The 14,520-nt window shown below is 68.3% G+C and carries 12 protein-coding genes and 1 pseudogene; all 13 read right to left on the bottom strand.

The genetic code is table 11. From position 1 onward, the window contains the following. Nucleotides 1-227: 227 nt before the first annotated feature. Nucleotides 228-500, bottom strand: a complete 273-nt coding sequence (locus BA022_RS03940; RefSeq protein ID WP_033474847.1) for an EexN family lipoprotein — start codon at nucleotides 498-500, stop codon at nucleotides 228-230. Next, on the bottom strand, nucleotides 497-1,441 hold the full coding sequence (locus BA022_RS03935; protein WP_033474846.1) for a LysR family transcriptional regulator: 945 nt from the start codon (nucleotides 1,439-1,441) through the stop codon (nucleotides 497-499). Before BA022_RS03935 ends, BA022_RS03940 begins: the two co-directional genes overlap by 4 nt. A 62-nt stretch (nucleotides 1,442-1,503) precedes the next feature. Further along, the gene (locus tag BA022_RS03930; RefSeq protein ID WP_033474845.1) at nucleotides 1,504-2,358 is read right to left on the bottom strand and encodes a 3-hydroxyacyl-CoA dehydrogenase; all 855 of its coding nucleotides are present in this window, start codon (nucleotides 2,356-2,358) and stop codon (nucleotides 1,504-1,506) included. A 32-nt stretch (nucleotides 2,359-2,390) separates the two neighbouring features. After that, nucleotides 2,391-4,376, bottom strand: a complete 1,986-nt coding sequence (locus tag BA022_RS03925; protein ID WP_033474844.1) for an esterase/lipase family protein — start codon at nucleotides 4,374-4,376, stop codon at nucleotides 2,391-2,393. Continuing rightward, a complete protein-coding gene (locus tag BA022_RS03920; RefSeq protein WP_033474842.1) occupies nucleotides 4,373-5,404 on the bottom strand; it encodes an Lnb N-terminal periplasmic domain-containing protein in 1,032 nt (343 codons plus the stop codon). The genes BA022_RS03925 and BA022_RS03920 overlap by 4 nt, the downstream gene beginning before the upstream one ends. Nucleotides 5,405-5,415: 11 nt before the next feature. Then, nucleotides 5,416-6,618: an acetate/propionate family kinase gene (locus tag BA022_RS03915; RefSeq protein ID WP_033474841.1), complete on the bottom strand. Its 1,203-nt coding sequence runs from the start codon at nucleotides 6,616-6,618 to the stop codon at nucleotides 5,416-5,418. 17 nt (nucleotides 6,619-6,635) lie between these two features. Then, on the bottom strand, nucleotides 6,636-7,388 hold the full coding sequence (locus BA022_RS03910) for an SDR family NAD(P)-dependent oxidoreductase (protein ID WP_033474840.1): 753 nt from the start codon (nucleotides 7,386-7,388) through the stop codon (nucleotides 6,636-6,638). 49 nt (nucleotides 7,389-7,437) lie between these two features. After that, nucleotides 7,438-8,358 (bottom strand): annotated as a pseudogene (locus tag BA022_RS03905) (bifunctional enoyl-CoA hydratase/phosphate acetyltransferase); the annotation flags it as partial. A gap of 23 nt (nucleotides 8,359-8,381) precedes the next feature. After that, the gene (locus tag BA022_RS03900; RefSeq protein WP_081044024.1) at nucleotides 8,382-10,868 is read right to left on the bottom strand and encodes a DUF3141 domain-containing protein; all 2,487 of its coding nucleotides are present in this window, start codon (nucleotides 10,866-10,868) and stop codon (nucleotides 8,382-8,384) included. Nucleotides 10,869-10,890: 22 nt separating this feature from the next. Beyond that, nucleotides 10,891-12,072, bottom strand: coding sequence for an acetyl-CoA C-acetyltransferase (locus BA022_RS03895; RefSeq protein ID WP_033474839.1), 1,182 nt, complete (start codon nucleotides 12,070-12,072; stop codon nucleotides 10,891-10,893). A gap of 68 nt (nucleotides 12,073-12,140) precedes the next feature. Then, nucleotides 12,141-12,887: an acetoacetyl-CoA reductase gene (gene phbB / locus BA022_RS03890; RefSeq protein WP_033474838.1), complete on the bottom strand. Its 747-nt coding sequence runs from the start codon at nucleotides 12,885-12,887 to the stop codon at nucleotides 12,141-12,143. Between the two features lie 5 nt (nucleotides 12,888-12,892). Then, nucleotides 12,893-13,345 (bottom strand): phasin family protein, encoded by a 453-nt coding sequence (locus BA022_RS03885; RefSeq protein WP_033474837.1) that lies wholly within the window; start codon nucleotides 13,343-13,345, stop codon nucleotides 12,893-12,895. A gap of 43 nt (nucleotides 13,346-13,388) precedes the next feature. Then, complete coding sequence (locus BA022_RS03880; RefSeq protein WP_033474836.1) at nucleotides 13,389-14,519, bottom strand: ABC transporter permease; 1,131 nt, start codon at nucleotides 14,517-14,519, stop codon at nucleotides 13,389-13,391. Nucleotide 14,520 lies beyond the last annotated feature (1 nt).

Here is a 14,520-nt window from a genome sequence, read left to right as displayed (position 1 = left end):
CTCCGATTTCTCCTGCGCTGATTCCTCGTGGAAAACGCGGCACATCGGCGTGCCGCAGGCGTCAGGATCGGTGCCGATTCAGTGCCGGTCAAAGACCGTTATCGGCAGCAAGGTGATGCAAAAAGCATGGTTTCATGCAGGGAAGAGACCAGTCAAAACGCCGCAGGCGTGGGCGCGCTGCGGCGTGTCGAGAAAGAAAATCAGGATGTGCAGCAAGCCGCTAACGGTCAGAACTTCGGCGGCGTTTCAGGTGGCGTGTAAGGCACCTTGCCGTCGCCGAAGAAGCGCTTGTTCGTCGCTTCGGCCACGCGGTTGCACAGCACGTCGCCCATCGTCGGGCGCTCGGTCTTGCACTGGCGGCGCAGTTCCTTCAAGCGTTCGGGGTCGGAGGCCAGTTCTTCCACGGTCGGCATATTGGCTCCCTGCTTCGGTGGCTCGGACGGGCGGCAGGCAGACAGCACAGCCAACATCAGAACAGGCGCGATCAGCTTCACGATCATGGCTCGAATTCCTCTTGGGGGTCAGGTTCAACAGGTGGTGTGGATCTGTGGCCTTCTGGTGATTCGATGGCCTGCACCCGCTCGATGAAACGCGCCAGCACGTCGGAGGATTCACCTTCGCGGTACAGCACGTAAGTGGTCAGCATGGGGGAGCGCCCCGCCAGCGGACGGGCGACCACACCGGGTTCGCGGCTGCCCGTGATGTGTGGCGCTCCGGCCAGACCCAAGGCAAAGCCCGCCGCGACCAGTGCCATCATCAGGTCGAACGACGCCACACGCTCGGCAATCAATGGCTCCATGTCCGCACGTCGCAGCACGCGATCCACCTGACGGGCATAGCCCTCGCAAACCTGCGGATCGCACAGCACCAGGGGATGGCGCAGCACCTCTTCCAGCGGAATGCGCTTGTGCCTGAGCAGCGGGTGACGGGCAGGAACTGCCACCATCAATGGATCGCTCCATACCGCTACTGTTGCGATGCCTTCGCCTACCTCGTCGGACTGCGCAAAGCCGACGTCGTACAGATCGTCATTCATCCCTTTGATCTGCTGCGACAGCGGCACCTCGAACAGACGGATCTCGACTTCTGGCTCCTCCTGCCGACAAAGGGCCAGCAAGCTCGGTAGACGCGACGGGGTGATGCCATCGGACAGGGCGATGCGCAATTGGCCGTGGAAGCCGTTGGCCGCCGCCTTGACGCTGTCGCGGGCCTGCTGCAGGGCGGTGAAGACGCGTGGCACATGTTCATGGAACAACTTGCCCGCACGGGTCAGGCGCGTGCTCCGGCTGGTACGAACGAACAGTTGTTCGCCCAGCTCTTCTTCCAGTTCCTTGATGGTGCGTGACAGTGGCGATTGCTCGATATGCAGCCGCTCGGCGGCTCGGGCGAAGTGGAGTTCTTCGGCAACCGCAAGAAAGCAGCGAAGGTGTCGAAGTTCCATTTCTTCCTCCATGGTGCATCACGTGAGTCGCTGCAGCGTTGGTGACGGCCGTGCCCGCATGATCAGGACTCGTAACGATAGAATCCTTCGCCGGTCTCCACGCCGAGCTTGCCGTGGTCGATGTAGCGTTCCTTGAGGAGACGGGCGAACGCCTGCTGCTTTGGCCCGCCGGCCAAGGAAATGTGGTACGCGGTGCCCAAGCCGACGATGTCGTATATCTCGAACGGTCCTCTCGGCGAACCCGTGGCGATCTTCCAGGTCCTGTCGATGGCCTCATGCTCGGCGATGCCATCGACCAGGAGTTCGGAAGCCGCGGACATCAGCGGTACCAGCAGCGAATTGAGCACGTAGCCGGCTTTTTCCTTATGGATTTCGACCGGCACCATGCCGATGTCGTTGGCAAAGCGAACCAATGTCGAGAACACTTCGGGGTCGGTTCCGGCGTGCCCCATGACTTCAGCCACGTTGTGCAGCCAGATCTCGTTGGCGAAATGCAGTGCAATGAAGCGCTCCGGGCGGCCGGTCGCGTCGGCCATCGCGCTGGGCAGCAGGGTCGAGGAATTGGTGGCGAAGATCGCCGTCGCCGGTGCCAGGCGCCCCAGTTCGGCATATACCCTGCGCTTGAGCTCCAGCTGTTCCGGAATGGCTTCGATGACCAGATCGGCGTCCTTGACGGCCGCGGCCAGATCAGTGGTCCAGCGGATGCGCCCCGCCGCTGCCGCCAGCGCCTGCGGATCGGCGCCGTCGATGTCTTGCAGGTAGCGCCGCTGCAGCCAGCCGATGACCTTGCCGGCCTTGTCCAGGGCGGCCTGGTCGGGAACATAGGCGCTGACGTCGAAACCCTTGAAGGCGGTCTGGAAGGCGATCTGCGCGCCGAGGACGCCGGCGCCGACCAGGGTGACATGCCGAATGCTCATGGGACTACCTCTACGATGGACAGGGAGCGCTGCTACGGTGGTGGGAACGATTTGCCATGCATGGCCATGTCTTCGCGCAGGATGCGGAGAAGTTCGAGGACGGATTGCGCGGTGCCCTGCACGCTGTGGTCGGCGTCGATCACCCTTTCGGACAGGGCGCCCGGCAGGTGCGCGCTGCGATACGGCACCAGGCCGTCGTCGGATGCGGCCAGGCTGACGGCGGGGTCGCGGCGGGCGATGATCGAGTGGTAGGACACGCGGGCGGAGATCGGCAGGTCGGCGGCCGCTCGCATGAAGGCATCGTCCTCGCGCAGGTTGTCGATGCTGTTGGGCAGCAGCGAGAGGCGTTCCAGTGCCTGTTCGCGCGGGACGCCCTGGGCCATTTCGGACAGGCTTTCCAGCACCGTCAGTGGCATGCGCACCATTCGCGAGGCGAGCCGGGCCAACCGGTCCGCGGCAACGGGGGTGCCCCGGTGCGGGGCGGCGATGAAGACGGCCCGCCCGACGTTGTCCATCGGCTCGAAGCGCAGGGCCGCGTCCACGCGCGGGCGCAGTCGTTCGATTCGCTCCGAGTCCAATCCGCTTTGCTCGACCGCCCAGTTCCACAGCTTCTGGTCGGCCGAGGACACCATCAGCCGCGCGATGACCCCGCCCATGCTGTGCCCGACCAGGACCATGTTCTGGGAGGCGGCGGCCGTTCCCTGCGGATCCAGGTGGGCCAGCGTGTTGCTCACCGACTCGCGCAGCCACGCGTGGTTGAGGACGATCGGCATGTTGGTGGGGTAGTAGGCCAGCCAGATCTGGAAGTGCTCCCGCACATCGTGGTCGGCCTGCAGTTCGTTGGCCACGTCCACCCAGGCCTCCGGGCTGCTCGCCAGGCCGTGCAGCAGCAGGACGATGCGACGGTTCGGATCCCATGGTTGCAGCAGGTACAGGTGCGGTCGCTCGATGCCCTCGCCGCGACCGAACAGGGTGCGCAAGGACTGCCGATTGAAGCCGGATCGAGCAAGCCACAGGCCGTAGCCGGCGGTGAAGTTGGCGGCCAGGGGAACCCGTTGGCCCTGCAAGGCGATGCTGTCCTGCAGGTAAGGGTCATGGGCGCTGACGAGTACCGTCCGGGTGCCGAGCACGCCGTCCAGGTCATCGCCCTGGAAGCGAAACAGTGCGGTGACACCGGGGGACGGCATTTCGCTCCAGCCGCGCGCTGCGGCCCCGTCGCCGTCGAGGGAGGGCGCAGGTCGCCCGGCTTTGTCGGGCAGGCGAACGGCGGGTTCGACCGAGGCGACCAGTTCGGCGCCGAAGCCGTCGCGGCGCCACGTGTTGCGCAGACCGGTGAAGGCCAACTGCCTGGCGGGCAGGAGTTCGTGCGGCAGTCGTGTGCCCTCGGGAAGACGGATGCCGCTAAGGTCCAGATGCAGATTCCAGCCGGCGTAGGCGATTGGCTGATCGTTGCGCGGGACGTCCTGCGCCGCATGGATGCGCCCCTGCTCGTCCAGCACGTCGAACAGCAGGGTCGAGGCCTGCTGGACCGCGTGGTTGTACCAGTCGCGTGCCTGAGTCTGGCGATCCTCGAATGCGCGTTCACTGGGATCGCGCCGGGTGAAGAACAGATAGGCGTAGGCGTGGCGGGCGCTTTCCATCCAGGCCTGCATGCGCGCTTCGGCGTGCGCAGCGTCCGATGGCGTCTGCATGGCCGCTTGCAGCCAAAGCTCGGACAGCGCCGACAGGCGCTGCTCGTCGGACAGCGTGGTCTGCTGCGCCGCCGCGTCGATGCAGCCCAGCGAAGGTTGGCTGCAGCACGCATCGAGCCCCGCCACGCGCAGCGTCTGCACGGTTGCGGCACTGAGCCTGCCGGTGGTGAGGATGTCGCCGCGCTGCATCGCAATGTACTCGCCCGCGCTCATCGGGTCGAATCTGACCGCCGGCTGCAGTTCGCGGTACACGGCGCAACCGTTGAACAGCGGCAGCACCACGGTCGCCAGCAGCACGAGGCGGAGGGAGCGTGCATGCCGGGTCATCGGGAAGGCTCCGTGCCTGGAACGCCATGCCGGATGGCTTTCGGGAAATCCTCCGCGGTACCCGCGAAAGCCTGCGCGCGCGCCACAATGTGGCCGCGCGCGTGCAGCGTCCGAAAGTCGTACCCCGGCACCAGGCCCTGGTGATCGTGGGCATAGCGGGCGAAATGCCCCGACAGCAACAGCCGGTAGTCCGGCGGCAACGACGGCGACAGGCGCTTGGCTAGCCCGAACACGATGGTCGTGCAGTTGCTGGTCAGGGTGTTGTAAAAGCGCGGCCGGCGGCGAATGTCGTCGGCCTGCTCGAGATAGCCAAGGAAGGCGCTGCGCAGCGCTTCCGGCGCCAGGTCGAGCCGATACAGGTAGACGTCCTCGCCGCGCACATTGGTCCGCACCCGGACGATGTCGTTCTCGTCGGCGGCGATCAGCACGGCCTCGAACTTGCGGAACAGGCCGCCCAGGGCGGAGAAGGACTCGCCGCGTTCCTTGCGGATCTCCAGCGAGAACACGAGTTGGCGCCCGTCGTCGAAACCGAACGACACCAGGGTGTGCGCGACGTGCGGCCCCATCCAGTACGACAGGATCAGATCGGCGGAGACCAGCCGGTCGAGATCGTAGCTGCGGGTTTCCCAGCGTGCGGTGTAGTCGCCTTCGTCGCGCCAGTCGAAGTTGCGGACATCGTGCAGCACCACCTGCGAGCCGGATATCTCTGCCCGCAGCAGGCGATCGACGTCATCGGCCCAGTCGCGCTCGTGCGATGGCGCCAGCGTCTGCCACCAGCCCAGCAGGAGCGCGGTGGCCAGGACCAGCAACGGGATGGCGAGCGGTGCGCGTGCGCGAAGACGCAGGCCCAGCGATACGCCACAGGCGACACACCACAGCGCGGCCAGCGAACCGCGTACCGGCGGTGTCCCCGGACCCTGGAACCACAGCGCCAACGCGCCCCAGGCTGCCAGCAGCGGCACCACCAGCGCGAGGCAGATCGCCCGGAGTCGCCGGAAACGGTTGCCGACTCGATGGCTCACGGGCATGGCGGCGCCACTCACCCGGCCACTTGAAGTGCATGGCCGGCGGCGATCCACTCCTCGTTGGTCGGCTCCACCGCGACCCGCACGGGGCTGTCGGAAGTGGAGATCAACGCTGCGTCGGCGGCGTTGGCTTGGTCGTCGAGTTGCACGCCGAGGAAGCCCAGCGCGCGGCAGACGCGCTCGCGTACAAAAGCGTTGTGCTCGCCGACGCCAGCGGTGAACACCAGCAGGTCGAGCCCGCCGAGCACGGCGGTGAGCGCACCGATCTCGCGCACGATGCGGCGCACGTACAGCGCGAGTGCGATGCGGGCACGCTCGCCGCGTTCGCCATCGTCGCCTTCGTGCTGCACGATCACGCGCGGCTCGGCCGAGATTCCCGACACGCCGAGCAGGCCGGAGCGGTGGTAGAGGATGCGGCCGACCTCTTCCAGCGACAGCTTCTCGATCTCCATCAGATACAGCACCGCGCCCGGGTCCAGCACGCCGGTACGGGTGCCCATCATCAACCCGTCCAGCGCCGAGAAGCCCATGGTGGTGGCCACGCTCCGCAGATCCTGCATCGCGCACAGGCTCGCGCCGCTGCCCAGGTGAGCAACGATGGTGCGTCCATGCGCGACGGCACCGTGGCGCTCGCCCAGGACCGCGGCCATGTAGGCGTAGGACAGGCCGTGGAAGCCATAGCGCCGCAGTCCGCGCTGCCACGCATCCCAGGGCAGCGGCAGCATCTGCTCGACCACTGGCAGGGTGTGGTGGAAGCCGGTGTCGAAGCAGGCGACCTGGGCGATGTCCGGGCGCTCGCGCAGCAGGATCTCGATGGCCTCCAGCGCGAACGGCTGGTGCAGCGGCGCCAGCGGGATGTAGCCCTTGAGGTCGGCCAGCACCTGGGCATCGACGCGCACCGGGTCGAAGTACTTGCTACCGCCGTGGACCACGCGGTGCGCGATCGCGGCCACGCCGCGCCCGTCGAGCCGGGCCAGGACGCGCTGCCGGATCAGCGCCAGCGCGTCGCGGTAGGGGTGGTCCGGGCCCAGTTCGATCGGGAACGGCGCCACGTCGGTCTCGCCGAAATCCGGCGCCGGCCCGCCGATGCCCTGCACCTTGCCGTTCCACAGCGGCCTGCGCGGCAGCGGCACGGCGCCGGCATCGAACACGGCGAACTTGATGCTCGACGAGCCGCAGTTGAGCACCAGCAGGACGTCTCGGGTGGGTTCGGACATGGATATGCGGCCTGCGTTCAGGCGGCGGTGTAGCCGCCGTCGGCGACCAGCGCGCTGCCGGCCAGGAAGCTGGCGCCATCGGACAGCAGGAAGGCGACGGCATGGGCGATCTCCTCGGCGCGGCCAAGCCGGCCGATCGCGTGCTTGGCCACCAGCGCCTGCCGCGTGGCGCCGTCCAGGTTGGCCAGGATCGCCGTCTCCACGTAGCCGGGGTGGATCGAGTTGATGCGCACGCCCTGGCTGGCATAGGCCAGCGCGGCCGAGCGGGTCAGGCCGGTCACGCCGTGCTTGGCGGCCACGTAGGCCGGGGCGCCGGCGTCGCCGACCAGGCCGAGGATCGAGGACATGTTGACGATGGCGCCGCCGCCGGCGGCCAGGATCGCCGGGATCTGGTAGCGCAGGCCGTACTGCACGCCGCTGAGGTTGATGTCGATGACCCGGCGCCATTCCTCGGTGGTGAGTTCACCGGCCGGCTTGAACGGGGCACCGATGCCGGCATTGTTGAACGCCAGCTGCAGCGCGCCGAATTCGCGCACGGCCAGCGCCACCGCCGATTCGGCGTCCTCTGGGCGCGAGACGTCGCCGGCGTGGGCCACGGCGGTGCCGCCGTCGGCGACGATGGCCCCGGCCACGCGCCCGGCGGTGCCGGCGTCGATGTCCGAGACCACCACACGCAGGCCGTTGGCGGCCAGCAGCCTGGCGGTGGCCTCGCCGATGCCCGAGCCGGCGCCGCTGACCAGCACCACGTCACCCTGGAATGTGTATTTCATGTCATCTCCTTCGTTTGATGGAACCGTCGTCGGCATCGGGGGCCGTTGTTCAGGGCGGGATCTGCCGGTAGCGGTGCGCCAGCAGCAGGGCGATCGCGCAGGAGGCCAGGCGCGTTTCGCGGCTGTCGGCACGGCTGGTCAGGATGATCGGCACTTTGGCACCGAGCACGACGCCGGCGCTCTCCGCGTTGCCCAGGTAGATGAGTTGCTTGGCGAGCATGTTGCCGCTCTCCAGGTCGGGCACCACCAGCACGTCGGCCTGCCCGGCCACCGGCGAGGCGATGCCCTTGGTACGCGCGGCGGCGATCGACACCGCGTTGTCGAAAGCCAGCGGCCCGTCGAGCACGCCGCCGGTGATCTGGCCCCGGTCGGCCATCTTGCACAGCGCGGCGGCGTCCAGCGTGGCCGGCATCGCCGGGTTGACGGTCTCGACCGCCGCCAGGATGGCGACCTTGGGCTCGGCCACGCCGATGACCTGCGCCAGTTCGATGGCATTGCGGACGATGTCGGCTTTCTGCAGCAGGTCCGGGGCCAGGTTGATGGCCGCATCGGTGACGATGAAGGGGCGCGGATACTGCGGCGTCTGCAATACGAAACAATGGCTGACCCGGCGCTTGGTACGCAGCCCGGTGGTGGAGGACACCACTGCCGACATCAGTTCGTCGGTATGCAGGCTGCCTTTCATCAGGGCCTCGACCTGTCCCTCGCGGGCCAGTTCGACCGCGCGCGCGGCGGCGGCGTGGCTGTGCGGCACGTCCTCGATGGCCAGGCCGGCCAGCTCCAGGCCGGCCTGCCCGGCGACCGCTTCCAGTTTCGGGCGCGGGGCGACCAGGATGGGCTCGATCAATCCCTCCGCCCTCGCCTCCAGGGTCGCCGACAGGCTCAAGGCATCGCAGGGATGCACCACTGCGACCCGGATCGCCGACTTGCCCGCGACGTGGGCGAGCAGGTGCAGCAGGCCTTCGTTGCCGGCGGCCTGGCCGGTTGTCGCGGTCATGGGCGGTTTCCTTTCTTGCCGGTGGCCTTCTTGCCGGGACGCCCAGGCGAACCGGAGGGGCCGGGACGGGTGGCGGGCTCGCCAGCAGTCCCCGATGGGACTGCAGCGCCTGCCGTGGTGCCGCGCTTTCGCGTCTGCGCAGTCCCGGGACGCGGCGCGTGCTTTGCCGCGGAAGCCGCTTTGGCGGTGGCGGCCTTGCCGACCTTCGCAGGCACGCTGGGCGCATGGGCAGGTGTCACCGGCACCGAGGCGGCCGGCGCGGCCGCAGCGGTCGCCGCTTGCGCGGCGTGTGCGAACAGGTCGAGCACGCGTCGCAGGCTGGCCTGCTCCTGGGCAGACAGGCTGCCGGCCAGTTCCACCAGACCGGCGATGATGTCGCTGGCGCGGTGGATGATGTCGGGTGGCGTGCCGGCCAGCAGGCGCGGGATCGCCGCCAGTGCGGCCTCGCCGTCGCGCCAGACCAGCAGGCCCTGCCGGCGCACCAGTTCGCGGAACCTCGCCAGGTCCGGCACGCCCAGGTCGGGGCGGTCAAGGCGCGGCTGCAGCAGTTCCCAGGCATGGCGGAAATGGCGTCCGTCGGCCTCGCCGCGGGTCTTGAGCACGAAGAACAGGCCGCGGATCACCGCCTCGGCCAGCCCGCCCCGGTCCAGGTCGGCCTCCAGCCGTGCCAGCTCGCCGGCCAGGAAGGCGCGGTGCTCGGGCGAATCGCCCGGATGCGTCCTGGGCGGCTGCGGCTGGTACAGGGTCTGCCCGGCCAGCGCCTGCAACAGGGGCGAGCCGAAGATCAGCTCGAACAGGCGTCCCTGCAAGGCGTCGCGATGGTCCCGGAACTGATCCAGCGCCTGCACGATCGTCTCGGACAGGCGCTCCTGCGCCAGCAGGAAGGGGTTGCCCGCGGCGGCCGGCGCACGCTCCTTGCGGATCTGTTCGGCGGCGGCGGCGACCGGCACGGCCAGTGGATGCTGGTCCGACCACCACTCGAAGCCGACCCGCAGCGGCTGCAGCGCCTGCAGCCAGCGCGCCGACCAGGGCGTGGAGATCGCCCGGATCCAGGGTTGCAGCGTGTTGCGGTACAGCGCCAGGTGGATCTCCGACAGGCGCGCGGCAGCCGCGAAGCGGCGGTCGGACGCGGGATCGGGTCGCACGATCTGGCCGACCTCCTCCAGGCTGCTGCCGCGGATGCGCATGAGGTACTCGGCGTCGTCGAGCTCGCCCGCCGGCACGCCGTCGGGACGGTCCTCGACCTCGGCGCGGTAAATCCCGGACGGCAGCAGGTCGATGATGTCGATGTTGGCGGCGAACTCGCGGTGTTCCTTGCGACCGACGCTGGCCGAGACGAAGATCCCCAGATGGCCGATGCTGTCGTGGGTGGCGTAGACGATGGTCTGGTCGTGGGCGACCAGGTCGTCCTTGTCGCGGTACAGGTCGGTGATCCAGCCCAGCGCCTGGCCGGGCGGGGTGATGTTGTCGCCGTAGGAGCAGAACACCACGATCGGCGAGCGTATGTTGCGCAGGTCCACGCGCACGCCGTCGGAGGTCAGCAGCTCGGCGGTGGCCAGCTTGTTGCCGATGAACAGGTTGTCGACGATGTACTGCATCTCCACGTCGTTGAGGAAGACGTAGCCGCCCCAGTACTTCTCGAAGCCCAGGTAGCGGTCGGCCTCGGTGTCGATGTTGGCGTACAGGTGGTACTGCTTCTTCCACAGGGTGTTGGCCGGGTCCAGGTGCTCGAAGTTCTGCACCAGCCAGGCGCCGTCGAAGCGCCCGGCGCCGATGTCGCTGGTCAGTGCGGTCAACCAGCTGCCGCCGGTCAGGCCGCCGCCGTAGCGCATCGGGTTGTCGCCGGCCCAGTACGAGACCGGCGCGCCGGCCAGGATGATCGGCCCGAACAGCTCCGGCCAGACCGCCGCGGTCATCAGCACCTGCCAGCCGGCCTGGCAGTTGCCGATCACCACGGGCTTGCCGTTGCCCGGATGCAGTTCGCCGACCTTGCGCACGAACGCGGCCTCGGCGCGCATCACGTCCTCGACCGTCTGCCCCGGCACCGGGTCGGGCAGGAAGCCGACGAAGTAGCACGGATGACCGGCCTTCATCGCCGCACCGATCTCGCTGTCGGGCTTGAAGCCACCGATGCCCGGGCCGTGGCCGGCGCGCGGGTCGACCACGACGAAGGGGCGCTTGGCCGGGTCGACCGGGGTTCCGGCGCCGGGCACGATGCGCGCCAGCCCGTAGTTGACCGGGCGCGGCAGGTCCAGGCCGGAGAGCACCAGTTCGGCCTCGAAGTCGAGCACGTTGGGCACGCGCTCGCGCAGGTGCGCCTGGTACTGGTTGCCGCGCTGGCGGCGTACGTCGGCATACAGCAGGCCGCGCTGCCAGGCGTCGATGGTGTATTCGGCCGCGGCGGCACCCAGCCGCAGCGGGTCGGTCGGCCAGTCTGCGGGGATGTTCCCGGTCGTCTTGTGGGGGGCGCGATCGTCGCTCATGTCGTCGGGGCCTGCGTCGGGATCAGCGTTCGATGGCGATGGCCACGCCCTGGCCACCGCCGATGCACAGCGTGGCCAGGCCCTTGCGGGCATCGCGGCGGATCAGTTCGTGGACCAGGGTGACCAGGATGCGCGCACCGGACGCGCCGATCGGGTGCCCCAGCGCGATCGCGCCACCGTTGACGTTGACCCTGGCCGTGTCCCAGCCCAGTTCCTGGTTCACCGCCAGCGCCTGCGCGGCGAAGGCCTCGTTGGCCTCGATCAGGTCGAGATCGCCGATGCGCCAGCCCGCCTTGTTCAGCGTCTTCTGCGTGGCCGGCACCGGGCCGATGCCCATGACCGCCGGGTCCACGCCGGCGCTGGCATAGCCGCGGATCCATGCCAGCACCGGCAGGCCCAGTGCCTCGGCCTTCTGCGCACTGGCCAGCAGCAGCACCGCGGCGCCGTCGTTGATCGTGGAAGCGTTGCCGGCGGTGACCGTGCCGTCCTTCTTGAACGCAGGGCGCAGCTTGGCCAGCGCCTCGGCGGTGGTGCCGGCGCGCGGCTGCTCGTCGGTGTCGAACAGCACCGGGTCACCCTTGCGCTGCGGGATTGATATCGGGGTGATCTCGTCCTGGAAGCGGCCGGCTGCGATGGCCTCGGCGGCCTTGCGCTGCGAGTCGGCGGCGAAGGCGTCCTGCTGCGCGCGGGTGATGCCGTAGCGCTCGGCCAGGTTCTCGGCGGTGATGCCCATGTGGTAGTCATTGAAGGCGTCCCACAGGCCGTCGCGGATCAGGCTGTCCTCCAGTTGCGCATGGCCCAGGCGCAGGCCGGTGCGCGCCTTGGGCAGCACGTAGGGCGCCAGGCTCATGCTCTCCTGGCCGCCGGCCAGGACCAGGTCGGCGTCGCCCAGGGCAATCGCCTGCGCGGCCAGGTGCACGGCCTTCAGGCCCGAGCCGCAGACCTTGTTGAGGCTCAGCGCCGGCACCGTGTGCGGCAGGCCCGCCGCGATCGCGGCCTGGCGCGCCGGGTTCTGGCCGCTGCCGGCGGTGAGGATCTGGCCCAGGACGACCTCGTCGATCTCCGCGGGCGCGATGCCGGTCTTCTCGACGATGCCGCGGATCAGCGCCGCGCCCAGGGCGTGGGCCGGCAGGCCGGACAGCGTGCCCTGGAAACTGCCGATGGCGGTGCGGGTGGCCGCCAGGATTGCAATGTCGTTGCTCATCTCATGTCCTTTTCTTTGCGGGAGGGCGCCTGACCGCCGGCGCGACCGGCGCCGCGGCGGGCGCGGCGTCAGTACATGTGCTGGCCGCCGTTGATGGACAGGTTGCTGCCGGTGAGGAAGCCGGCGGCATCGCCGGCGACGAAGCCGATCAGCGCGGCGATCTCGTCCGGTTCACCCAGGCGACCGACCGGGATGCCAGCGATGATCTGGTTGCGCACGTCCTCGGGCACGGCCATCACCATCTGCGTGGCCAGGTAGCCTGGCGAGATGGTGTTGACGGTGATGCCCTTGCGCGCCACCTCCTGGGCCAGCGCCTTGGTGAAGCCGTGAATGCCGGCCTTGGCCGCCGAGTAGTTGGTCTGGCCGAACTGGCCCTTGGAGCCGTTGATCGAGGAGATGTTGATGATGCGGCCCCAGCCGCGTTCGAGCATGCCGTCGATGAACACCTTGGTGACGTTGTACATCGAGTCCAGGTTGACCCGGAGCACCGCGTCCCAGTTCTCCTTGCTCAGCTTGCGGAAGGTCGCGTCACGGGTGATGCCGGCGTTGTTGACCAGGATGTCCACCACATGCCCGTCGGCGGCGATGCGCTCGGCCATGGCCTGGGTCGAAGCCCAGTCGGCCACATCCACGTCGTAGCACTGGAAGGTGTAACCGGCATCGGCCTCTTTGCGCAGCCACAGGTTGGCGGCTTCGTCGCTGCGGGCGTGGGTGACCAGCACCGTATGTCCGGCATCGTGCAGATGGCGGGCGACGGCCTCGCCCAGCCCTCCCATGCCGCCAGTGACCAGCGCAGTATGTGTTGTGCTGCCCATTCCGATCAGTCTCCCTTGGGCGCCTTGCGCTGGGTGGCCTCGGTCGTCTGCGACCACAAGGCATTCCACTGCTTGAAGACGTCGGCGAAGGGCGACGCGGAGTTGTCGCTGCCGAGCGCGCTGCTCACGGCCTTGTGCCAGCTCTCGATGGCCTGCTGCAGTCCCGACGTGAAGGCCGCCTGGTTCTTGATCGCGACCTGTTGGAACGTCTGCACGTGCGCAACGCGGCCCTGGAACTGACGCCAGAAGGCTTCAGGCGGCAACGACGCCAGTGCCTGCCAGTTTGCCGAACGCAGCACGCCTTCGATCTCGGCCGAGGTTTCCGCGATCCCCTGCGAACTGGCCTCCTTCACCGAGTCCAGCCATTGATGGCTGCTTTCCTGCAGCAAGCGAGTCAGGCGCAACTGCAGTTCGGCGTTGGCCTTGAGGAGGTTCAGGGGAAGCGTTTCGGTGGTCATGGGTAGTGCCTCACTGAGTGGAAGTCCCGAGTCAGGGACGGATTCAGGCCATCTGGCTGATGGTCCTGCGGAAACGGGTGAGCGCGAGCGCGAACAGGGCCGAACCGATCAGCGCCAGGGCCAGGAAGGGCTTCCAGACCACGCCGATGCCGGCGCCGCGGTAGAGGATGGCCTGGGCCAGTTCCACGAAATGCGTGGTGGGCGCGGCCAGCATGATGTCCTGCACCAACTGCGGCATGCTCTCGCGCGGGGTCATCGAGCCCGACAGCAGTTGCAGCGGGACCAGCACCAGCACCATCAACATGCCGAACTGCGGCATGTTGCGCGCCAGCGTGGCCAGGAAGATGCCCAGCGAGGTGGTCGCGAACAGGCACAGCGCCGCGCCGACCACGAACAGCGCCAGCGAACCTTCGATCGGCACGCCCAGCAGACCCCGCACCACCAGGTTGAGCGAGACGAAGGCGGTCACCAGCACCACCAGCCCCATCGACCAGACCTTGGACAGCATGATCTCGGCCGGGGTGACCGGCATCACCAGCAGGTGTTCGATGGTGCCGTGCTCGCGCTCGCGGATCAGCGCCGCGCCGGTGAGGATGATCGAGAGCATGGTGACGTTGTTGATGATCCGCATCAGCCCGCCGAACCAGGTCTTGTCCAGCGACGGATTGAAGCGCGCGCGCAGCGCCAGTTCGATCGGCATCGCGGTGCTGCCGCGCTGGCGCCGCACGAACTCGTTGACCTCCAGGTTGATGATCTGCTGCACGTAGCTGTTGCCGGTGAAGGCCTGGCTCATGCGGGTGGCATCGATGTTGAGCTGCAGCGCGGGTTGCCGGCCGGCCAGCACGTCGCGCTGGAAATTGGGCGGGATGTCGAGCACGAAGGTGTAGGCGCCCGAGTCCATGCCGGGATCGACCTCGCCCAGCGAGATCATCGCCGGCGGCGAGAACTGCGGGGGATAGAACGCCGAGGCGATGCGTTGCGACAGCGCCGAGCGGTCCTCGTCGACGATGGCGATCGGCGCGTTGTGCAGGCTCTCGGGCATGGCCGTGGCGGCGGTGTGGATCGACACGGTGAACACGTAGGCGATCAGCACCAGCAGGATCGGGTCGCGCGCCAGGCTCCACAGCTCCTTGATGCCCAGGCGATAGACGTTGGCCAGGTGGGGGAGTTTCACG

The organism is Diaphorobacter nitroreducens (genome assembly GCF_002214645.1).
GTDB classification, from domain to species: domain Bacteria; phylum Pseudomonadota; class Gammaproteobacteria; order Burkholderiales; family Burkholderiaceae_C; genus Diaphorobacter; species Diaphorobacter nitroreducens.
This window is presented reverse-complemented; position numbering and strand designations above follow the sequence as displayed.